The organism is Streptomyces sp. NPDC052910 (genome assembly GCF_055585605.1).
In genome coordinates this window covers 158,323-179,896 of sequence record NZ_JBVJJR010000010.1, presented here as the reverse complement: position 1 = coordinate 179,896, position 21,574 = coordinate 158,323, and the positions used below count along the sequence as shown (strand labels likewise).

At 71.7% G+C, this 21,574-nt stretch carries 11 protein-coding genes; 2 read left to right on the top strand and 9 right to left on the bottom strand.

What is annotated here, in order from left to right:
* Nucleotides 1-247: 247 nt before the first annotated feature.
* The 7 genes from ACZ6X9_RS29015 to ACZ6X9_RS28985 all read right to left on the bottom strand — a co-directional run bounded on the left by ACZ6X9_RS29015 (nucleotide 248) and on the right by ACZ6X9_RS28985 (nucleotide 18,001).
* Nucleotides 248-7,669 carry an SDR family NAD(P)-dependent oxidoreductase gene (locus ACZ6X9_RS29015; RefSeq protein WP_469780974.1) on the bottom strand — a complete coding sequence of 2,474 codons (7,422 nt, stop codon included), beginning with the start codon at nucleotides 7,667-7,669 and terminating at the stop codon, nucleotides 248-250.
* 97 nt (nucleotides 7,670-7,766) lie between these two features.
* A complete protein-coding gene (locus tag ACZ6X9_RS29010) occupies nucleotides 7,767-8,171 on the bottom strand; it encodes a hypothetical protein (RefSeq protein ID WP_469780973.1) in 405 nt (134 codons plus the stop codon).
* Nucleotides 8,172-9,131: 960 nt separating this feature from the next.
* Nucleotides 9,132-9,350, bottom strand: coding sequence for a DUF5988 family protein (locus tag ACZ6X9_RS29005; RefSeq protein ID WP_469780972.1), 219 nt, complete (start codon nucleotides 9,348-9,350; stop codon nucleotides 9,132-9,134).
* Between the two features lie 94 nt (nucleotides 9,351-9,444).
* Nucleotides 9,445-10,491 carry a ketoacyl-ACP synthase III family protein gene (locus ACZ6X9_RS29000; RefSeq protein WP_469780971.1) on the bottom strand — a complete coding sequence of 349 codons (1,047 nt, stop codon included), beginning with the start codon at nucleotides 10,489-10,491 and terminating at the stop codon, nucleotides 9,445-9,447.
* On the bottom strand, nucleotides 10,481-15,580 hold the full coding sequence (locus ACZ6X9_RS28995; RefSeq protein WP_469780970.1) for an SDR family oxidoreductase: 5,100 nt from the start codon (nucleotides 15,578-15,580) through the stop codon (nucleotides 10,481-10,483). Before ACZ6X9_RS28995 ends, ACZ6X9_RS29000 begins: the two co-directional genes overlap by 11 nt.
* Entirely contained in the window at nucleotides 15,577-16,506 is a 930-nt protein-coding gene (locus ACZ6X9_RS28990) for an SDR family NAD(P)-dependent oxidoreductase (protein ID WP_469780969.1), read from the bottom strand. The genes ACZ6X9_RS28995 and ACZ6X9_RS28990 overlap by 4 nt, the downstream gene beginning before the upstream one ends.
* Nucleotides 16,507-16,519: 13 nt before the next feature.
* Nucleotides 16,520-18,001, bottom strand: coding sequence for an acyltransferase domain-containing protein (locus ACZ6X9_RS28985; RefSeq protein ID WP_469780968.1), 1,482 nt, complete (start codon nucleotides 17,999-18,001; stop codon nucleotides 16,520-16,522).
* Between the two features lie 1,494 nt (nucleotides 18,002-19,495).
* Between ACZ6X9_RS28985 and ACZ6X9_RS28980 the strand changes: the two genes are divergently transcribed.
* Together ACZ6X9_RS28980 and ACZ6X9_RS28975 are read left to right on the top strand one after the other, a co-directional pair.
* On the top strand, nucleotides 19,496-19,750 hold the full coding sequence (locus ACZ6X9_RS28980; RefSeq protein ID WP_469780967.1) for a hypothetical protein: 255 nt from the start codon (nucleotides 19,496-19,498) through the stop codon (nucleotides 19,748-19,750).
* A gap of 272 nt (nucleotides 19,751-20,022) precedes the next feature.
* Nucleotides 20,023-20,472, top strand: coding sequence for a hypothetical protein (locus ACZ6X9_RS28975; RefSeq protein WP_469780966.1), 450 nt, complete (start codon nucleotides 20,023-20,025; stop codon nucleotides 20,470-20,472).
* Here the strand turns inward: ACZ6X9_RS28975 and ACZ6X9_RS28970 are convergent.
* A complete protein-coding gene (locus ACZ6X9_RS28970; RefSeq protein WP_469780965.1) occupies nucleotides 20,454-20,807 on the bottom strand; it encodes a hypothetical protein in 354 nt (117 codons plus the stop codon). The two genes, ACZ6X9_RS28975 and ACZ6X9_RS28970, sit on opposite strands and share 19 nt — an antisense overlap.
* Nucleotides 20,808-20,984: 177 nt before the next feature.
* The gene (locus tag ACZ6X9_RS28965; protein WP_469780964.1) at nucleotides 20,985-21,566 is read right to left on the bottom strand and encodes a S1 RNA-binding domain-containing protein; all 582 of its coding nucleotides are present in this window, start codon (nucleotides 21,564-21,566) and stop codon (nucleotides 20,985-20,987) included.
* Nucleotides 21,567-21,574 lie beyond the last annotated feature (8 nt).

The window sequence follows — 21,574 nt, the reverse complement described above, 5'->3', positions numbered from 1 at the left end:
GGCCGCCTCAGGGGGCTTGTAGGAAATCTTGTCGAAACCCAGTGGCGGGGAGTCGTGTAGGGACGAAGAGTGCGGCCTTGGCCTGCGCGAGTAGGTCGAGACGATCAGTGCGAGCCGGGATGGCACGCCATCCTCGGCCGCTGCTGCGCATGTGCGTGCCGACCTGGCGGTCCGGGTGCCGGGGCGGGGCTGCGAGACGTGCGGTGATGACGGCCGGGAGGCTGTAGCGGCGGTGTGCGCGATGTGTTCATGGTTCGACGATGGCTTGCCCGGTGTTCTTTCCCGTGCTCAGGCCCTGTAGTGCTTGGTAGGCGTTTTCGATGTGGTGGGTGACGGTGACAGGGCAGGTCAGCGCCCGGGTGGTGAGCCATCGGGTCATGACGGCGGAGAAGTCGGGGTAGCGGGCGGTGTAGTCGAAGACTTCCACGCCGGTGATGCGGAGAGCTTTGCCGATGACCAAGGGGAGGTTGTCGGGCCAGTGGAGGTGTTCTCGGGCGTACTGGGAGTGCAGGCCGCACAGCAGGATGCGGCCGCGGGGGCGCAGGGCGTCGAGGGCTGCCGCGAGGTGGTCGCCGCCGACGTTGTCGAAGTAGACGTCGATGCCGTCGGGGGCCGCGGCGCGGAGCCGGCCGGCGATGTCACCCTGCGTGTAGTCGATGACCGCGTCGAAGCCGAGGGTGTCGGTGAGGAGGCGGGCCTTGTCCGGGGTGCCGGTGCTGCCGATGACGCGGGTGGCGCCTAGGAGACGGGCGATCTGGCCGGCGAGGCAGCCGACCGCGCCGGCCGCGGCGGAGACGAAGACGGTGTCGCCTTCGGTGAGATGGCCGCCGTCCATGAGGGCGCCGTAGGCGGCGAGGCCGTTGAGGCCGAGCGGGCCGAGGTGGGCGGTCGGGTCCAGGCCGGTGTCGGGGAGTTTCTCCACGGCGGTGGCGTCGGCGACGGCGTGGGTGCGCCAGCCCAGGCGGTGGCGGACCAGGTCGCCGGGGGCGATGGCGTCGGTGCGGGAGGCGAGGACCTCGCCGACCGCGGGTCCCGTCATGGCCTCTCCGACCGCGTAGGGGATCCAGGCAGCGGTGGGGTTGAGGGGACCACGCACGTCGCAGTACTGGGCGAGAGGGGTGGGCAGCATCTGGCCGAGCATGAAGGTGTGCACCGACATGTGGGTGTTCCTGATCAGCACCTGCCCTTCGCCGAGGGGCGGCAGGGGGCGCTGTTCCAGGTGGACGTGTTCGTCGCCGGCCAGGTGTACGGGGCGGTGGCTGAGGATCCACGCGCTGGTGTGGGTCGGCAGGCCGGCCGACGGCTCACCGTGGGAGCGGACGGCGCGAGGTGTCGCGGAGCCGGTGCCGTCCTGCGACGGCGGTGTCTGTGCCCGGTGCTGTTCGGGCTCGCCCGGCTGCCGGGTGGGGGCTGGTGTGGCGGCCGGCGTGGGCTCGATGCCCACGGGTGGAGAGCCTTCGAGCACCTCTGCGGTGGGGCCGGTTGTGGTGCGTGGCAGGTGGTCGGTGAGGTAGTCGGCCAGCGTGGTGATGGTCGTCTGGGCGCTCAGGAGCGTACGGGGCAGGGGGATGCCCAGAGTCTGCTGGAGGCGGCTGCGGAGCCGGACGGTGATGAGGGAGTCGATGCCCAGCCCGGCCAGTGGGGTGTCGGCGTCGATGCGCTCGGGTGGACAGTCCAGCAGCGCGGCGGTCTGCCGGGTGAGGAGTTCCCTCACCAGGCGCCCTCGTTGGCCGGGGTCTGCCCGACGCAGGGTTTCGAGCGGCATCCCCTGGTCGCTGTCGCCGGCCGTGCGGGCTGGGGGCGCGGTGGGCAGGAGGGGAGCGAGGAAGGGCGCTGTCGCGGCGGCCGGGTAGGGCTCCAGCCAGCGGTCGAGGTCGAGGGCGGCGAAGCCGGCGCTGGTGCGGGCGTGGGTGAGGAGCAGTTCGAGGCCGGCCAGGGCGTCGTCGACGGGGATGGTGGTGAAGCCTTGTTCGCCGAGGGTGCGGGCGCCGAGGCCGATGTCGGCCCAGGCTCCCCAGTTGATCCCGGTGACGGGCAGTCGGTGGGCCGCGCGGTGGGCGACGAGGGCGTCGAGCCAGGCGGAGGCGGCGGCGTAGGCGGTCTGCCCCGGTGAGCCCAGGAGGGGGACGAAGGAGGAGAAGGCCACCCACCAGTCGAGGCGGTATCCGGTACTGGCCTGGTGCAGGAGCCAGGCGCCGCGGGCTTTGGGCCGCCAGACCCGTTCCAGCAGGCCGGGGGTGATCCGGGCGACGGTGGCGTCCTCGACGACGGCCGCGGCGTGGATGATGCCGCGCAGAGTGCGGCCGTGGCGTTCGGCGGTGCGCAGCAGGTGTTCGGCGGTGCCGGCCTCGGCCAGGTCGGCGGTCACGACCTCGATGCGCGTACCTTCCCCGCGCAGCGCGTCGATGGCTTCTTGGGCCTGAGGGGTGGGCTGGGAGCGGCTGTTGAGGACGATGGTGCCCGCGTCTTTGTCGGCCAGCCACCGGCAGAGGACCATGCCGAGTCCGCCGAGCCCGCCGCTGATCACATACGCGCCTCCGGCGCGGACGACGGGGACCTGCTCGGGCGGGAGGTAGGCGGTGACCGTGCCCGTGGGCCATTGGTGGGCCAGTGGCCGGTCGGTGTCCTGCCGGCGGCCCAGAGCGCTCAGCGGCAACCGGGTGGCGGGAAGCGGGGGCAGTGTGCCGTCGGCCAGGCCGCCCGCGATGCGCGACAGCAGGTCCGTGACCGTTGCCGGGGCGGTCGCCGTCAGTGCGCCGGTGTCCACGGTGTACGTCCCCGTGTTGGCGACGGCGTCCTCCGCCGGGGCGGGGTGGGCCGTGGTGGTGAGGAGCCGTCCGGCCGGTGCGAGGAGACGGCCGAGACGGGGGTCGGGGTCCGCGGTGGTGTCGACGATGGCGTCCCAGGAACCGCCGCGCCTGATGGCGGACCCGGCCGAAGCGGCCGTGCGCGGACGGGCCCCGGCGGCGGACGCCGTGTGCCGGAGCGCCTTGTCGAGTGACCCCGTGCCGATGATGAGGACGCGTTCGCCGGGGCGGATACGGGCGAGGTGGTGCAGGGCGTGGTGGGCGGTCAGGTAGGGCAGGAGCGAGCACGCCACCGCGGCGGCGTCCAGGTGACCGGGGACGGGCACGCACCAGCCCGCGTCGGTGCGGACGGGGTTGGACAGGTCCTCGCCCCTCACCAAAGCGGCGACTCGCTGTCCGGCGGCCGGCGCGCGGCCGGGTGAGGTGCGCACGGTGCCGGCGCAGGCGTGGAGGGGCGCTCCGGTGGTGCGCAGGCCGGGCCGGCAGGTGGTGTGCACGGCGAGAACCACCTCCCGTCCTCCGGGCCGGCCCGGGGGCTCGGTGACGGTGTAGGCGAGGGAGGGGCCGCTGCCGGTGACCCGTACGGGGTCCTCGCCGAGGGTGACGCGGGTGGTGTGCCGCTCGGTGGGGGTCAGCGGGGCCGGGGCCAGCCGGGCGACGTACCGCTGTCCCTTTCGCCAGGCCACCTCGTCCTCGGGGTCTTCGGCCAGCAACTCGACGGCGATGGTTTCGGCCGGGGTGGAGGTGTCGGTGTCGTACAGGGTGGGACGCAGCTCGGGGTGTTCGTAGGTGAGGGTGCGCAGGACTCCGCGCAGTCCGGCGTGCCCCAGGGCGATCGTGCGTCCGTCGCCGGGAACGGCCTGGCCGTGGTGGCTGAGCAGACGCAGGCGGGCGGTGAGGCCGTCGGCGGTCAGGGCCTGGACGGTGTCGATCAGACGGGCGGTGCGCCGTTCGGCCCGCTCCACGGAGCTGATGTCCGGTCGCCTGCCGGTGTCGGGTTCCAGGAGCAGCAGGACGTCGGTGACGGGGTGTGAATCGCCGCGGAGTGCCTCGGTCAGGCGTGGGCCGGCGGACGTTCGGTCGTCCAGGGCCAGGGTGAGCCGTTCGACGCGGGCGTGGGACCGGCTGAGAGCGGCCAGCAGGTCGCGGTGCCACGGGTGCGGGCTCGCCGACTCCGTGAGGACCAGCCACACGCCGGGGGACGGGCGGGACGGGGCGGTCAGTGGCCGGGGTTCCCAGCGGTGTCGGATGAGGTGGCTCTGCAAGCGGTCGGCGCGCGTGGAGCGGGGGGTGTGGACGAAGCGGACGTCAGCGGCGTAGGCGACCGGCGTCCCGTCGGCGTCCAGCAGCCGGATGTCGCCGGTGATCGTGTGCTCGTCGAGCAGGTGGGCGCGCGCGTGGCAGTAGACGCCGGTGGTGGTGTCGCCGCACACGCGCACTTCGCCGATGCCCAGCGGGTGGGCGTTTCCTTCGGGCAGGTCCACGGCGGTCGTCCACACCGCGACGAGGGTCTGCAGGCATCCGTCCAGCAGTGCCGGGTGCCAGTGGTAGGCGCCGGTGCCCGCGCGGGCCGGATCGGGGATGCTTACGCGGGCCAGAGCGGCGTGGCGGCCGTCCGCGTCGGAGAGCCGCAGGGAGCGGACGGCGTGGAAGGCCGGCCCGTAGCCGATGCCGCAGGTGGTGGCCCACCGGTCGCGGAGGGCCGGGAAGTCCGCTTCCCTCGGGCAGGAGCGCAGCAGCTCCTCCACGGAGACGGGCGCCGGCGCCGGCGCCTTGCCCGCGCGGATGAGCGTGGCACCCGCGAGCCGCTCGGGCCGTTCGCCGTCGGCCGTCTGTACCCGCCACGCGCACCTCTCGCCGTCCCGGAGCGTGGCGGAGGAGGTCAGGTGGAGACCGGCCCGGTCCAGGGCGAGGAAGGAGTCGAAGGACACGTCCAGCACGCCCACCTCGTCGACCGGCGCGTCGAAGGCCTGCGTGGCGGCGGCCAGCGCCATCTCGCACCAGGCCGCGCCGGGCATCACCGCCGCCCCGGCGGCGTGATGGTCCTTGAGCCAGTTCGCCGGCTCCGCGCCGAGGGTGGCGTGCCACAGGTGACGGTGCGGGTGGACGGGATCGGTGAGGTGGGTGCCCAGCAGCGGATGACCCGGCGCCCCACCACCGGCGGCCGCGTGGCCCCGGGTCAGTTCCGATGGTTCGATCCAGTGGTGTTGCAGGTCCCACGCGGTGCCCGGGACGTCCGCCAACCGGCCCCGGTTGTAGGTCCGCTCCCACGGCACGGGCAGGCCGGCGCAGTGCAGGGCGGCCAGGTGGGTGGCGACGTCCAGCGCTTCGTCGTGGTCACGCCGCAGGGTGGGGACGACGGCCGCGTCGTGGACGCTGCTCGCCTCCAGGGTCGCGGTCACGGCCGCGGCCAGCAGCGGATGGGCGTTCACCTCGAGGAAGGTGCGGTGGCCGTCGGTGGCCGCGGCCTCGACCGCCGAGGCGAACCGCACCACGTTGCGCAGGTTGTCCGCCCAGTAGGCGCCATCCGGCATCCTGGGGGAGCGCGGGTCCTGGGTGACGGTGCTGTAGAACGTGCGGGACGCTGTCCGCGGCCGGAGGCCGGCGAGCTGTTCGCGCAGCGTGCCGAGGATGGGATCCATGTGGGCGCAGTGAGAGGCCACCTCCACCGCCACGCGGGCCGCCTCGACGTCGCCGCGCTCCTCCCAGCCGCGCAGCAGGGCGTCGACCCGGGCCGCGTCACCGGAGATCACGGTGGTGTCCGGGGAGGCGATGACCGCGACGCCCACCCCGTCGCAGCCCGAGGACTCAAGGACCCGGGCGACCTGGTCGGCCGGCAGCCGCACCACGGCCATCGCCCCGCCGCTGACACGGCCGAGCAGACGTGAGCGGCGGCAGATGACCTTCACCCCGTCCTCGACGCTCAAAGCCCCGGCGGCGACGGCGGCGGCGACTTCGCCCATCGAGTGGCCGATGACCGCGGCCGGCTCCACTCCCCGCGCTCGCCACATGGCCGTCAGCGCCACCTGGAGGGCGAACAGGGTCGGCTGCACGCGCTCCATGCCCGACACCGCCGCCCCGGCCGTCAGGGCCTCTCGCACGCTGAAGCCCCCATCCGCCCGCACCAACGGCTCCACCTCGTCCAAGGCGGCGGTGAACGCCTCGTCCCGGCCGATGAGCCGCCGTCCCATCCCGGCCCACTGCGAGCCATGGCCCGAGTAGACGAACACCACCTCGCCCGTCCGCGGGCGGGCCCGGTCCTGTGCGACCCCCTCGCTCCGCTCGCCGTCCGCCAACCGCCGCAGTCGCGCGGCCAGTTCCTGCCCGCCGCAGGCCACCACACCGGCCCGGTACGCGCCGTGCGAGCGCCGCACCGCCAGCGTGTAGGCGACGTCCCGTAGCGGCACCGCGGCCCCCTCGCCCTCGATCCATCCGGCCAGGCGCACGGCGGCCTGCCGCAACGCGGCCGGCGAACCGGCGCTCAGCAGAAAGACGTCCTCGGTGGTCCCGGCCGGACGGCCTTGGGAAGCGGTCTTGGACACGCGGCGTCCGACAGGTGCCTCCTCGACGATCACATGGGCGTTCGTGCCGCCCACGCCGTAGGAGGAGACCCCGGCGAGGCGGGGACGACCGGACACGGGCCAGTCCACCATCTCGGTCGGAACGAACAACCGGCAACCGCCGGAGTCGATCCGCGGACCGAACCGGGTGAAGTGCAAGCTTGCCGGCACCCGGCCCTGCCGCAGGCTCACGATGGCCTTCAGCAGCCCGACCATCCCCGAGGCGGGCTCGGTGTGCCCGATGTTCGTCTTGACCGACCCGATCGCACACCGCTCTCGCCCCGACCCGTAGACCTCCTTGAGGGCGGCGAACTCCCGCGGATCGCCGACCGGGGTGCCCGTACCGTGTGCCTCCACCATCCCCACCCGCGACGCCTCCACACCCGCACGCCGCAGCGCCATGGCGAATACGGTTGCCTGGGCCCGCGAGGACGGCACGGTCAACTGATCCGAGTGGCCGTCCTGGTTGACCGCCGAGCCCCGTAGCACCGCCAGCACCCGGTCGCCGTCGCGCTCGGCGTCGGCCAGGAGCTTGAGGACCACCACGCCGCATCCTTCGGCGCGCAGATATCCGTCGGCGCCCTCATCGAAGGCCCTGCAGCGCCCGGTGGGCGAGAACATCTCCCAGCGGGCCGACGAGGCACTGACCTCCGGCCCCAGCGCGGCCGAGACACCGGCCGCCACCGCCAGCGGGCACTCGCCCGCCCGCAGAGCCTGGCACGCCAGGTGCACGGCGACCAGCGACGACGAACACCCGGTGTCCACGGCCAGACTGGGACCGCGCAGGTCCAGCAGGTACGACAGCCGGCCCGCTCCCACCCCGTGCATGGCGCCGGAGAACCAGTACGGGTCCGCCTCCTCGGGCCGACGATGGCCCCTCAGCAAGTTGTCCACCGAGTACAGGCCCGCGAACACACCCGTCTGTGAGCCCCGCAGCTCCTCCATCGGAATTCCGGCGTTCTCCAGCGCTTCCCAGGCCACCATCAGCAACAGGCGGTGCTGCGGGTCCAGCCACGCCGCCTCCCGCCCCGACATCCCGAACGCCTGCGGATCGAACGCGCCGATGTCCCCGGCGAGCCAGCCGCCGAACCGCATCGGAGCCGCCACACCCTCCGGCAACACCCGCCCCAGCCCCCGCGCATCCCACCGGTCCGCCGGCACCGGCCCGACCGTTTCCCGCTTCTCCTCCAGCAGCCGCCACAGCGCGGCCAGGGACTCCACACCCCCCGGCAAACGGCATCCCGCACCGATCACCGCGACCGGCTCCGCCTCCCGGCCCCCGGCAGAAGAAATGGCAGTCATGATCCGAACTCCGCTCCAGACCAATGCTCGGGAGTCCGGGGCGGCTGCCGGCACACGGCCGATGCCGCCCCGGACAAGCAGCGGTGGTGAAAACCCGTCAGAACCTTCGCCAGGTGTGCGTCACCAGGCCGTCGGCGTCCATCGACGCCTCGGCCAGGATGGCGACCCCGTTGAGTTCTTCGAACACTCCGCTCGAGGACCGACCCGTCAGCACGCCCTTGAACGACACGGCACCGCCCGCCGCCACATCGCCCGCGGCGCTGCCGACGAGAACGAGCTGGTCCTGCCCGGACTCGGAGGTCACCACGAAACGAGCCGTGGCCGTCTCCGTTCCGTCGGGGTACCGCTTCGAGACGTGCGTCGCCACATCGGTGACGGAATTCCCCAGAACCTGACCGCCACCCGTTGCCGAATACTCGAGCAGTACAACATCGTTGTCCACGTCGACAACGCGCGTCGCATTGATTTTGTTTCGAATGTGCGCGATCTGTTCGCCGGACATGACTCCCCTTCCGCTTGTGGCATTGGTGTTTCACATATAAGGGAAGCCGGCCGAGGAGATGGAGAGTGCGTACAGTCACTTCGCGAACAGTCTCAATGCCTCCACTTTTCCCTTGAGATTCCGGCATCACATTCGGCGGTTACAGCAGAGTTTGCCGTGCGGCCTTGCGCCCTGATTCGCCACTGTTGCTCGGGTTCCCGGGCGAATGATGGCGCAATAAAGTCGACCGTGAAGTCGCCGACGGCGTCCTGGTCTTCACGGGCCTCTTTCCCGCGCCAGAAAATCGAGCGTGCATCCGAATGCCCCTCGTCGACGCGCTGCCGATGACGCCCGAACCCGTCGGGCTCGGACTGCCGGGCGGTGGGCCGTGGGCAGCCCCCTCGGACGGCCCTTTCCCTCTCCGGCCCCGGTTCCATGGGATGCGGCACCCGTCGGGACCGGTGAGACGGGGGCGGGGACCGGCCGAGGGCGCAGTGTCCGAGGGCCCGGAGCGTGCCTGATCGGGAGGCATTCCTGGAGGACCTCGCGCACGGCCCGCGCCCGCTCCTCCGCCTCGGCCCCGGCCGCCCGGCGGGACCGCGCCTCCTCGGCCGGCAGCCGCCCTGGCACCCGGGCGACGTACCGCACACGGTCACCGGACACATCCCCTCCACCCCCGTGCGAGCCGGCCGCCGGAGCCGAGGAGCCGCGCCACAGTGCGCCGAGTGGCGTACCACTCGCCCCCTCTCACCCCCCACCTCCAGTGCACGACAGCCCACCGCCGGCCGACAACCGTGCACCCGACGGCGCCCGAGGATCCGAGGGCGCGCGGGGCGTCCGGTCGCGCCGAGTCGGGCTGAGAGCACCTTTCCGCACTGTGGGATGCGGACAGGTACGGGGCCGGGGCGGGGCCGCTGCCTTGCCCGTTGCCCGCAGTCCCGTGATGCCCGGTCCTGTGGCCGACCGACGCCTATCGCCGCGTTACTCGGCGATTTTCGTGCGGTAGGCCCAGCGGAACACGGCGAGGCGAAAGCCGTTTTGCTCTGTGTATTCGCCGGTGGACACGAAGTGTTCATGGCCGTCGTACCAGGTGAGCACGGCCTTGTCAGCCTGAGAATCGAGGCGGACGAGGCGTTTGGTGTCGGGCAGGTCCTTCGGCCCTCCGGCCAGGAAGGCGTTCGGTGGCTGATCCACGGTCACTGGAATCCCTTCTCCGGTGGCTGGTCGACAGGTGCCGATGGTTGCGGTGCCGGTGCGCCTGCACATCACCGCGCGTGGCTCGTCGTCCGGCGTTTCACCTGCTCGCATCCTGACGGGCAGTGGCGATGAAGGGGTGAGGGGGCCCGCTCTTCGGGGGTATGCGGGTGATTTCCAGGAGCAGGCAGGTCCAGGTGAAGCCCAGGCCCATGCCGACGACGAGGACGAGATCGCCGGGGCGGAGCCGACCGGTGCGCACCAAGTGGTCCAGCCCCAGCAGTTGGTCGCACGGCCCCGCGTGGCCGACGGTGCGGCCGAACGGCCAGGTCGTCCGCTCCAGGGGGAGCCCGACGGCCTCGGCGAAGAAGGTCCGCACCGGGACCTGCCCGAGGAACGGCACGACGAGGTGGCTCACTTCCCGGGCGGTGGCGTGGCCGTCCTCAAGGGTGCGGGCGATCACGTCGTGGGCGGCACGGCTCAGGGAGTCCATGAAGCCGGTGAGACCGGACTGCTGGATGACCAGCCTCTTGCGGGCCGGGATCTCGTGTGCGGCTCTCGGGACGGCCCGTGAGCCCTCCTCGAGCTCCGGCAGCGCCGTGACGGCACTGCCCCGGAGCCGCGCGAAGCCGTCCCGCGCGCCGACCACGACGGCGGCGGCGCCGTCCCCCGTCACCCATCCCGAGCCGTTGTGCCAGCGGTTGACACGCGATGCGGCGGTGGTGTGGGCCGTGACCACTAGGGCGTGGGACTGCGGCCGGCCGCCGTGGGAGAGGTGATCGCGGGCCAGGAGGAGCGCCGTCACCGCGGAGTTGCTGGCGGCGTCGACGCGGCACGTGAGCGCGTGGGGGAGGGCGAGGAGGCGTTGAAGGTAGGTGAACGGCGTCTGGTGGTCCTCGTCGGCGGCCGCCGCGTACAGCAGCATGCCGACGTCCGCGGCCGGCACACCGGAATGCCGCAGGGCGTCCAAGGCGGCGCGTGCCGCCATCTCGCGGGGTGCGAGCGAGTCGGTCGTGGCGCTGGCCGTGACGCCGCTGAGGGCGATCTCGGCGGGATCGGCCTGCCCTTGGGCCAGGGCGTCGGCGGCCCGGATCCGTGGCGGCAGCCAGCGGCCCACCCCGGCGATGTGCGGTGTCTCAGGTGCCATGGCCGTCCTCCGGGGAGGCTGTGAGCGGTGGGGGTGGGGCGGTCGGGGGCCGATGGGCGGACGCGGCGGTCGGCCAGGGAGCGCCGGGGCCGGACCGTACGTGGACATGCCCGGTCGCGGTGTCGAGGTGTCCCACCTTCTTCCCCGCCAGGCCGCGAATACGGGCGATGGAGGTGTCGCCGGCGACGGCCCACAGGTCTCCCGTGTAGGGGTCGGGCGGTGCGTGCAGGAGGATCGCGGGGCCGTGGGAGCGGAGGAGGGTGACGTCGTTACCCGGGCTTCCCAGGTCGATGGCGTCCACCGAGGCGAGGACGGCCAGGGGGACGAGGGAGGGGGATCCGAGCAGGACCGAGACTTGCGCCAGGCAGTCGAAGAGCAGGGCCGGCACCTGGAAGTCGCGGAAGGTGGCCTCCCACGAGGACAGGTCCAGGGCGTACCGGGCGAGGGCACCGGACGGCCCGGTGCGGAGATCGGCGGCCGAGGTGAACGGCCCGGACAAGTGCACCAGTTGGTTGGGGTGGTGGTACGGGTGGGAGGCCACCGGGGTTCCCGCGGGCGGGATCCCGGGCGCCGGGAGGTGTGGGTGGTGGTCGTCGAGCAGCACGTCGACCTCATGGCAGAGGGTTCCCACCCGCAACGGGTGGCCGTACGGGCTGTGCCGGTCGAGGAGCACGCGGACCCGGACGGTCACCGCCGCTCCGTCGCGGGAGGAGGCCGGCCGCGCGGGGACGGCGGTCGCCTCGGTCCTGGCCGTCAGGACCGTGCCCCGGGACTCTCCTGGCAGCGGCGTCCGGCAGCGCAGGCGGCGGAACCCCACCACCTCCAGGTCCGGCCGGAGGGCACGGGCGGCCTCGGCGGCCATCTCCAGTGCGAACATCCCCGGAACGACCGGGCGGCCGTTGACCCGGTGGTGGGGGATCCACCGTTCGCAGGCAGCCGTCTCCTCGGGCTTCGGCATGGCCCGCGCGAACGTGACGGTGCCGTCGGCGACCCGGTGGATTTCGTCCCCGGCCAGCGGGGTGGGCCGCCGGCTGGACGCGGGCGCGGGCCGGCCGGACGGGTGCCCGGTGGCGGACGCGCCGATGCCGCCGAGGTGGTCGAGCATCCGCTGCTCGGAGTCGCGTACGAAGACGACCGCGGACTCGTGCGCGTGGTCGGTCAGAGCCCGGAGGAACTGCCGGCATCCCACCTCGGGGGTGATGAACGCCTCCCAGCCCAGTTCCTTGATGTTCGCCGTGAACTCGGGTGCGGCCGCCGCCCCGACCTCGGACCAGGCCGACCACAGAAGACCGAACTCGTCACCCCTGCCGTGCCATAGGCCGGCCCAGGCCAGGAACTCGTTGGCACCGACGTAGTCCGCGTCCCCCGGGGTGCCGAACAGCATGCCGGCGGAACTGAAGTTGCACCACAGTTGGGGCGGGCACGCGGCCAGGGCGCGCTTCAGGTTGAGGTACCCGCGGACCTTCACGTCCCGCACCGTGCGGAAGTCGGCCAGGCGTTTGTCGGGCAGGGCACGCGAGCGCAGTTCCATCGCCGCGTGCAGGAGCAGATCGACGCGGCCGTGCCGCCGGAGGACCGCGGTCAGGGCGCCGTCCACACTGTCGGCGTCGGTGACGTCGCACACCGTGTAGTGGACCCGCCCGGCTCCGGTCTCGTGCTCCAGGCGATCAAGGTTGGCGCGCGCCTCCGCGCCCCGCACCAGGCGCCGGTACTCCGCCTTTACGGCCTTCACCGACTGTTCCGGCCCGCTCGCCAGGCGGCGCCTCACGTAGTCGGGCCAGGGCGGGGGTGGTGTCGCTTCGTCCGGCACCCGGGTGCGGCCGAGGATGTGCAGCTCGGGGCCGTGGCGTCGCGCCAGGTCGGTGAGGATCTCCGCGGTGATCCCGCGGGCCCCGCCGACGGCGACGACGACCGTGTCCCGTCCGAGCGCGAGCGGGGAGGGTCGTGCCGGCTCACTGGGGCACAGGGCGGGGACCAGCCGTCGGCCGCCGCTGTGGACGACCAGGCCGCCCGGTGGGGTGTGACCGGTTTCCCGAGCCAGTACCGCAAGGGCCTGATGGGCCGGGCGGAGATCCGTCAGCACGGTCGTGAAGCGCGTGCGGGGCAGCTCTGAGCGTGCGGAGCGCAGGGCCCCGGAGAACAGGCCGCCGAGCGGGTGCGGGGTCTGCCCGCGGACCGCGTCCACGAGCAGGACCGCCACGCTGCCACCGTCCTCGTCCAGCCGCTCGGACAGCGCCTGCACCGTGGCGAACATCAGGTCGTGCAGGGCCTCGACGCCGCTCGGGTCGTCCAGATCGGCGGGGCCGAGCCGGGACAGGACGCGTACGTGCCGGGGGGCGAAGGGCAGACCGGCCAGGAGCGCCGCGGCGCCGTGGGCCTCCACCGCCCGGGCCCCGGGCGGCGCGGCGCCGACCGGGGACAGCAGAACACGGTCCGGTGCGGCGGGCACGGCGGCGGCCAGCTCGGGATCGTCGGTCAGGACGACGGCGCCGGGCGGGATCGCCGGCAGGACGTCGCGGGCCGGGGCGGGCGCGGGCTGGTGCATCAGGCGCAAGCCCTTGGCGCGTCCGATCGGTTCCGAATCCCCGTCATCGGCCGGACGGTGAGGAGTGGACTCCCCGGATGTCCCGGGACGCCGACGGCCCGGCGGAATCTCGGCGGAAGGAGCGGATTCCGCTCCGGGCGGCCTGACCAGTACGGCGCCGGATCCCGGGTGGCGGGGCTTCAGGCACAGCGGGCTGCCGGAGAGGAGCGCGTGGGCGACGGCCAGAACGCCGTCGGCGCCTCCGTAGGTGCGTCGGCTCTCCCGCAGCGGGGGCACCTCGTGGGCCGGGACACCACCCCCGGAGGCCGTACCGGTGAGGGTTCCCAGCACCCGCAGTCCGTGCTCCCTGGCGGTGTACGTTCGGGTGAGAGCCAACACCACCGCGCCCTCGGCGAGGACGTGTCCGGCCGGCAGGACGCCGGCGAGGAGGGCCTCCCACTCCGGCAGGACGTTGCCGTTGACACCGCCGACGAGAACCAGGTCGCAGGTGCCGTGACGCAGGTAGCGGTGTGCGGTGTGCAGGGCGGCCGGTGCCGCGTCGAGTACGTCGTGCAGCACGGTGTTGGGCCCGTGCAGGTCGAAGTAGTTCGCCACCCGGCCGGAGACCACCGTCGGGCAGACACCGGTGAAGTCGTCCGGACCCACCTCCAAGATGGTCTCCTCGACCCGTTGCGTCAGCAGGCGTTGGATCTCCTCGGCCTGGCGCCGGTCGGGCAGCACGCGCAGCGCGGCGGTGCAGTCGCCCAGGTACAGGCGCAGGGCGGTGTCCATCGTGTGCCGCAGGGGCCCGGAACCGGTGCTCACCACTCCGGTCGTCGGGCGCAATCGGTCCCACGCGGCTCCCAGGTGCCGGGCGAGGCCGGCCGTGGCCTCGACGGCCATCAACTGTGCGCGGTCCATGTGACGCGTCACGACCGGGGGGATGGTCAGCTGGCTGGGTGCCGGCAGGGGATAGGGGTCGCCGAACTCCGGCGCGGGTGCGGGCCCTCGTCCCCGAAGCCAGTCGCACTCCGCGCGCGCGTCACGGCCCGGGAAGTGCGTCGAGATTCCGACCACGGCCACTGCATCCTCGTCCCCTCTCCGTGGCGCCGGGCGGGACTTCCGGCGAGAGGACACGGGCGGGCGGACGGACATCCCTGCCCTGGATGCCTGCTGCTCAGGGCCGGCGAGCACCACATGGGCGCCGGTGCCGCCCAGCCCGAAGGCCGAGACCCCTGCCAGACGGACCCGGTCGCCGCGTGCCGGCCACGGAAGGTCCTCGCTCGGGACGATCAGACAGCCGGCCCCACTGTCCAGCGTGCGCATCGCGCGGAAGGAAGGCTGCCGCGGAATGACCTCGTACCGTAGGGCCAGCAGGGCGTGGAGGACCGACACCAGGCCGGCGTTGGCCGACGTATGGCCGAACACGGCCTTGTTGGAGGTCACGGGGCACGGGCGGGACCGCGTCCCCAGCAGGTTACGCAACGCGGTGAGCTCGACTTCGTCGCCGACGGTGGTGCCGGTTCCGTGGCCGACGATCCAATCGGGGTCCTCTTCGGTGATCACGGCGGCGTCCCAGGCCCGCCGGACGGCCAGCATCTGGCCGCCCACGGCCGGGGCGTGCACCGAGGCACGCCGGCCGTCCGAGGCCAGGCCCGTGCCCAGGACGACGCCGTGGACCGTGTCCCCGTCCCGCAGGGCCCGGTCGAGCAGCTTGAGGGCGAGCATCGTGCTTCCCTCGCCGACTAGGGTGCCGTCGGCGTCCTCGTCGTACACCCGCGGGTGCCCCTGGCGGGTGATGCCGCCGACCTCGCAGAACAGCGCCAGTTGGGAGGCCGACAACAGGACCGAGGAGCCGCACAGTGCGATGTCGCAAGCGTCCTCCCGCAGGGCCAGGACGGCTTGGTCGAGCGCGTACAGACCGCTGGCGCAGGCGGCGTCGACCACCAGTGTCCGCGTGTCGTCCGGCACCAGGCCGCGCAGCGCGTCCTGTACGCAGAACGGTGCCAGGGCCCGTTCGCCCGGCACCGCGGCGGGCGGGTGACGCACGGCGGAGGCGTGGCGGAGCTGTTCCTCCAGCCACCTCTCGTCCGGGCGACCCGACGCGTGCCGGTGCAGGAGCCGCCGGTAACCGGCCGCGGCCAAGGGGCCTTCCAGGTGGGCCGTGCTCATCTCACCGCAGTAGGCCACGACCGCGAGCCAACGGTCGCTCGCGCGGCGACGGGCGCCTGCCAGGGCTTGGTGGGTGCTGTGCCGCAGCAGTGTCACGGCAGGGAACGCCTCCTCCGGCCAGATGCCGGCGTCCAGCTCCGCGGCCAGTCCTGGGGCCGGTGCGAGCCGGTGGAGGAAGCCGGCGCGCGGAGCGTAGACCCGGCCGTATCCAGAGCGTTCGGGGGAGGTGAAGGACTCGGCGTCGAAGAGGGTGGGGGCACTCAGCCGGGGTTCGCCGTGGCACAGGGCGGTCCAGATGCCTTCCGGGTCGTCGGCGCCGGGAAGGGCTCCGCCCACTCCCACGACGGCGACGGCGTGTCGAGCGGGGGTGTGCTCCGGTGGCGTGCCGGTCATGGGGTCGCCTCCCGGTCCGTGCAGGTCCGCAGGGCGGTTTCCTCCGTCAGCCCGGCCGGCAAGGCCGGCGAAGGCGTCTCATCACAACCGGCGTAGACGGCGAGCCGGCTGTGGACAGCGGTGGAGAAAGGGAGTGTCAACGTGTACCCCCCGTCCACCACGACGGTCTGGCCGGTGATGCCCGAGGCCATGCCCGAGGCCAGGTAGGCGACAGCGTCAGCCGCCTCCTCTTGGGTGATCGGCCGGTTCAGGGCGGAGCCCCGGCGCGAGGCATCCAGAAACGGTTCCTCCCCCGTAGCGGCGTTCCGGAGGCCGTCCGTACCGGGAAGGGGCCCTAGGCACAGAGAGTTGACCCGGATGCCGAGCGGCCCGAGTTCCAAGGCGAGATACCGGCCCAGGCACTCCACAGCGGCCTTGGCCACCCCCACCAAGGCGTATCCCGGTACCGCGCGTGTGGCGCCGGGTGAGGTGAGGTTGACGATGGCGGCGGCCGGCCTCCTCGCCATCAGCTCGACAGCCTTCAGGGAGCAGCGCAGCGCACCCATCACATTCGTCTGCCACGCTCGTTCCCAGTAGGCACCGTCAGCCTCGCGCAACGGCAGGAAGCCGCCGCTGACAGCGTTGTTCACCAGCACATCCAGTCGTCCGTGCTTCTCACGGATGCCGGCGAACATCCTGTCGACGTGATCGGCCCGCGCCACCGAGGCCCACGCTGTCTCGCAGGACCCGCCGGCAGCCGTGATCTCGGCGTGCAGGGCCCGCGCCGCCTCCCTGGAGTGGAAGTGGTTGATCACCACATGGGCGCCCTCCGCCGCGAAGCGGCGTACCAAGGTGGCGCCCAGGCTGCGTGCGCCACCCGTCACCAGGACGACCCGTCCCGCGAAAGCGCCGCGCTCTCCGGTGCCCGTCCTCCGTTCCCGGTCCACGACGTCCGCCCCCTCACCCGTCCGACGCCGCGGCGAGGACGCGGTCGGCGATCCGGCCGAGCGTGCGGTATTCCAGCAGCCGGACCTTCTCGCCGAGGGCGGGCACCGAGAAGTCCTGGGCCACCTGGCGCAGCAACTGGACCTGCCGCAGGGATTCCACTCCCAGGTCACCCTCCAGCTCCGCGTCCTCCTCCAGAATTTCCGGCGGGTATCCCAGCTCGCGGCTGTACAGCTCCCGGAGCCGGTCAAGCAGTTCGTCGCGGTTCGACAGGGCCGGGCTCGGCCGGTCCGCACTGGCGGCCGGGGCGTCAGGGATATCCGTCACACGGTCCCCGGCCCGTGCGGATTTCTTCGCTGCGGGAGCGGTCACGACGGCCGCGGCTGTTTCGTTCTCGCTGGGCCCGGTCGGCGTCCGAGTGCCCGGCGCAGCAGCGGACGGTCCCCGCACCGGCGGCGGCGCCGGCCGCGAGGTCGGGGGTGGGGGCGAAGGTGGCGCTGCGGCGTCGGTGACAGCTTGGTCGGCGGACGTGTCGGAACGGCAGGTTCCGGGCGACCGGTTGCCGTCGGGCGCGTCCGTGGTCCCGTGCACCAGTGGAACCCAGGTGCGGACCGCGGGCAGGCCTTCCAGGGCCATGCGGCTGACAAGTTCGTCCTCTCCGCATTCGATGAACCGGCGCACCCCGCGCCGGTGGAGAAGGGCAAGCACGTCGTGCAGCCTTACCTGGCGCGTGAGAGCGCCGGCGACCACCTCGACCGGGTCGTCCCGCTCCGTCAGGGGACGCCTCAGAGTGGGTGAGAAGACGGGGTACCGGGGCGCTGTGTGACGAACCGTTCCGGCAGCCGGCCGCAGAGCTGTCGCCGCGACTCCCACCGCGGGGCTGTGGGTGGCGTGCGGGACCTCCAGCCGGGCATGACTCCAGTCCAGGTGAGAAGCCAACTCCTCGAACAGCCGGAGTGGCTCTGCCGGCCCGCTGACGACCGTTCGCTGCGGCGAGTTGACGCAGGCCGGCACCAGGTCCGGATGGTCCACCGCGGCCACCAGGTGCGACACCCGCTCTTCTCCCGCCGCCACCACCGACATCAGCCCCGGCCAGCCCAGCCGGGTCAACGCCCTGCTCCGCAGGCAGGCGAGCCGTGCCCCGTCCGTGACGCTCAGCATGTCCGCGGCCACCATGGCCCACAGCTCGCCGACGCTCTGTCCGACAAGGGCGTAGGGATCGACCCCGTGAACAGTGGTCACTTCCCGCCACACTGCGAGGGACACCCCCATCAGTGACAGGTAGAGCTCCTCCGGTCCAAGCTCCCAGTCCACCGCCGGGTCGGCATTTCCCGTCAGGTAAAGGCCGACCGGCCGGCAGCCGAAGCAGAAACCGACCTCGTCGATGTCCTTCAGCAACGAGGAAACGCCGTCCGTACGACGTGCGAGGTCCTGGAGCACCCCAGGGCGGGGTGGCAAAGCCGTTCCCGGGAAGAGCACCACGTTCTTTTCGGTCATTCACTTCTCCTGCGGTCGCATGGAAAGGACTACTTCCCGCACGCGGGCGCTGCTGTCGCGAGGTGGTGCAGCGCCTGCACCGGGAGTGGGACTGAAGAGCGGTCCGGCGGCCGTCTCGGCTTACTGGGGTCTTTCGGCCGGTCTCAACGGCCTCAGCATCGCTTCACGAGGATGTGTGCAAGTTGCTTCGAGGCTGCGGGGCTGCGGGGCCGGTGCGAAGAACGTCGTCGGCGACACCCTTCGGCGTGTGCCCATCCCGATCGCCTACGGACTCCTCCAAAGCCGGCCGGTGGCACGGTGCTTGAGTTCCTCTTGCCCCTTCCGGTTTCGCTCGGGGCGGCGGGCCACAGGGCCGGGCAAGGGGCGTTGGGGCTGCGAGGCGCCTGTCCGCGGAGTCGAGGCCTTTTCATCCGGAGCGTGGGAGACCGTTGCCTGCGTATGTACATCACGCCATGGGGTGGTGCATGCCGCCAGAGGCGCGGATCAGGTTCCCGGGGCAAAGGGTGCTTCCAAACAAATCGGAAGAGGGCGTGTTCCGCCAGACGGCGCACGGGCTGCGGTGCGCATCCCCTTCACGTCGACGGATGACCCGACGCCTTTTCGTACCGACTGCGGAGTGGTGGGCTCCCTGGCGCCGGGTCGCTCACCACGAGGCGCGGGCGGTCCGGAGGCGCGTAGTCAACCCAGGTAGGGCAGAAACTGCCCCGCTTGCGTCGGAATGCGCCTGACTGAGAAAGCAGGGGTGGGTAACGGTTGACTCGACGGCCCCGGTCGACAGGAGACGCTTTATCGGCGTTCCTGGTGCGCTGTCGCTTCTATGGCAATGCCGTAGGGCAGTGCTCTGGCAGCAGATCGGTGCGGCGGTTGAGACGCACAGGACAGCAGTGACCGACCACCCCACTCCAGGCGGGGACTTTACGGATGATCGGATGAAGTTGGTCTTCGCAGTCACATTCGGGCGGCCGGCACTGCATTTCCCGGCGGACAGTGTGATCCTCATCGGCTTTCCTGCGGCAAGATCCGGGCCTGTCTCTTCGCAGGGACCGACTCACCTCGCTGTCGGACGTGCTCCCACAAGCTGGAACCCTGCACCGACTGCGGACGCCCCTCGCGCGTCGGCGCCCGGACAACACGCGGACCCATCTGCGAGAACTGCTGGGAGAAGGCCCCGGAGGCACACAAGCCCTGCAAGTAGTGCGGCACCATCGAGCGCCTGTTCCACTTCGGTCTCTGTCGACGATGCGCCGCCGACCGTCAACTGCGGAAGCTGCTGACGCCGCCGGACGGCAAGCACCGTTCCGAGCTCGACAAGGTCGGCGACGCCCTGCTGACCCTCAATCCCCGCCCGGACCCTGCTTTACCTGCGGGAATCGCCCACGGCCAACCGTCTGGTCACCGACCTTGCCGCCGGGACCTGCGAGCTCACCCACGAAGCCCTCGACGCCCGCATGACCAGCCAGAAGGACATGGCCGTCGACTACTTCCGGGCTGCCCTTGTCTCGGCAACGCCGGGCGACCGCCCGGCGGCTCCTGAACGACGACTCCACCGAGACCAGGGACCGCGTCGCCGGACTGATGGTCCTGCTCTATGGCCAGTACCCCGCGAGGACCTGCCGACTGACCACGGCGCACGTCATCCACGACGAGAACGGCGTCGCCCTCCGCCTCAACAGGACCCCGCTGAGGCTGCCACCACCCCTCGACGGCTTGGTCCTCCAGCTCGTCGAAATCGCCAACCGGCTGCGGTAGGGAGTCCGATCTTGCGGAGGCGCCGGCTGAGTTGTTTGCTGCCCAGTGGCTTGCCGAGCCTCTGGGTTGACGATGCGGGGCCCTGCTTGATCTCTGCACACAGATGCCGCCAGCAGTCCTTCAGCGCCTGCTCGGCATCAGACCCACAGGTGCCGAACGCTGGGCCGCCGGGGCCGTCAGGACCGCATACGCAGCCGAGGTGGCCCGCCGATCAGACGGCTGAGACCGGTTACCCAGCACCCCCGTATGCCGCGGGCTGCCATCATGCTCGGATGGCCCACGACATAGTGTTCTTCCTCGCCCCCGACGACGAGGCGGCCGCTTCGACGCGCCTGCGGGGACCCGGTGAGGTCTTTGAGTCTGTGACCTGCCGTTTCATTGAGCCGGACAGCGCCATCGCCGAATGGGACATGTACTTCGAGGCGCTTTCGGCCGAGGTGCCACGTGAGCAGCTCCTCGGGTGGGCCTGGCCGGAGTGGGTCATCGCCCCCTTGAACGATGGCGTCGAGGTGTTCGCTCTGCCGAAGCGGCTGACTCGAGCACTCGCCAAAGCGAGTCACGCCGAACTCGAAGAGCTCGCCGACCGCTGGACCACCCGGCTCCGGTCTGAGGACGGCGACGACATGACCGACGACGATCTACTGACGGTCTTGCAGGGGGTCGCCCGGCTCGCTGCGTCTGCGGTGAGCACGGGTGGCGGCCTCTACAGCTGGAGCTTCTGAGCGTCCCTGAGCGGGGGACGCTCGTTCTTGACACCGCTGCACGCCAGGAGCTCGGTCCCGGTGGCGTCGAAGTACAAGGTGACGAACCAAGAACTGTCTACTGCGACGATGTTGCCGGTACGCAGTTGCTCGTCGCGGTGCCGAGCTCGGAGGATCTCAACAGTCTTGTCGAGGCCGAGGGTCGTCAGTCCAATATTCAACGCCCATCTCAGCCTTGTCGCAGCGATGCCGAAGACCATCCACTGTGGCGGCCGTCCGTCGAAGAGCGTTACCTCGCCGCCGGCGGCGATGGCGGCGCGTGCTGCCTTGCATGCACTGGTCTGGCCTTGGAGCATCGCGGTGATGTCGGGCTGACTTGGGTTCTCGTCAACGGTGTGGCCATGAGGCGACTGTAGGGAGCGAACGCGGGCGTCGCTACAGGATTCGGCGGGCCTGCCGGGGCGCTGGGCCTCGGCTCGGTCGAGCTGAACCGGCTGCCCCGCCTGGCTTCGAACGGTGGGCCGTGGGAGCCGTCAGGGCCGCGCCCACGGCGCCGTGTCGGTTCCATAGCGCGCCCCGAGATCGTCCGTCCCTGCAAGTGAAAGACGGATACGCCGCATAGGTACATCGACCTCAGTGATTCGCACAGTCCTCTCATCACCGATACGAGTCGCCTGTTTCGGCCCTGCGGGTGGTAGCTCGGAGCGGTGCACAAGCCCTGCAATCCCATCGTCGAGCCTCAGGAAGATCCCGAACGGGACCAGCTTCGTGACCCGGCCCCGGATAATGCTGCCGGCGCGATCAGCCCAGTTGCTCCACGGATTCGGCTGGAGAGCTACCAGGGACAGCACCGCCTGACCACGTATCAGGGTATCCAGAGCCAAGACCTCGGCGGTCACGCGCTGGCCCAGTGACACAGCTTCATGACAAGAAGAGATCCATCTCCAGGACAGCTCCGGCGGAGGGATGAACCCCGCCGATGCTTCCGGAGCCCCGTCGAGATCAACGAACACTCCAAAGTTCTCGATCCCGGCAACCACCCCTGCAACGACGTCACCTGGGTGGAGCGTCATGAGGAAGTCGTTCAGGGCCTTGGAAGGAAGCGGATACGTCACGGCCCAGA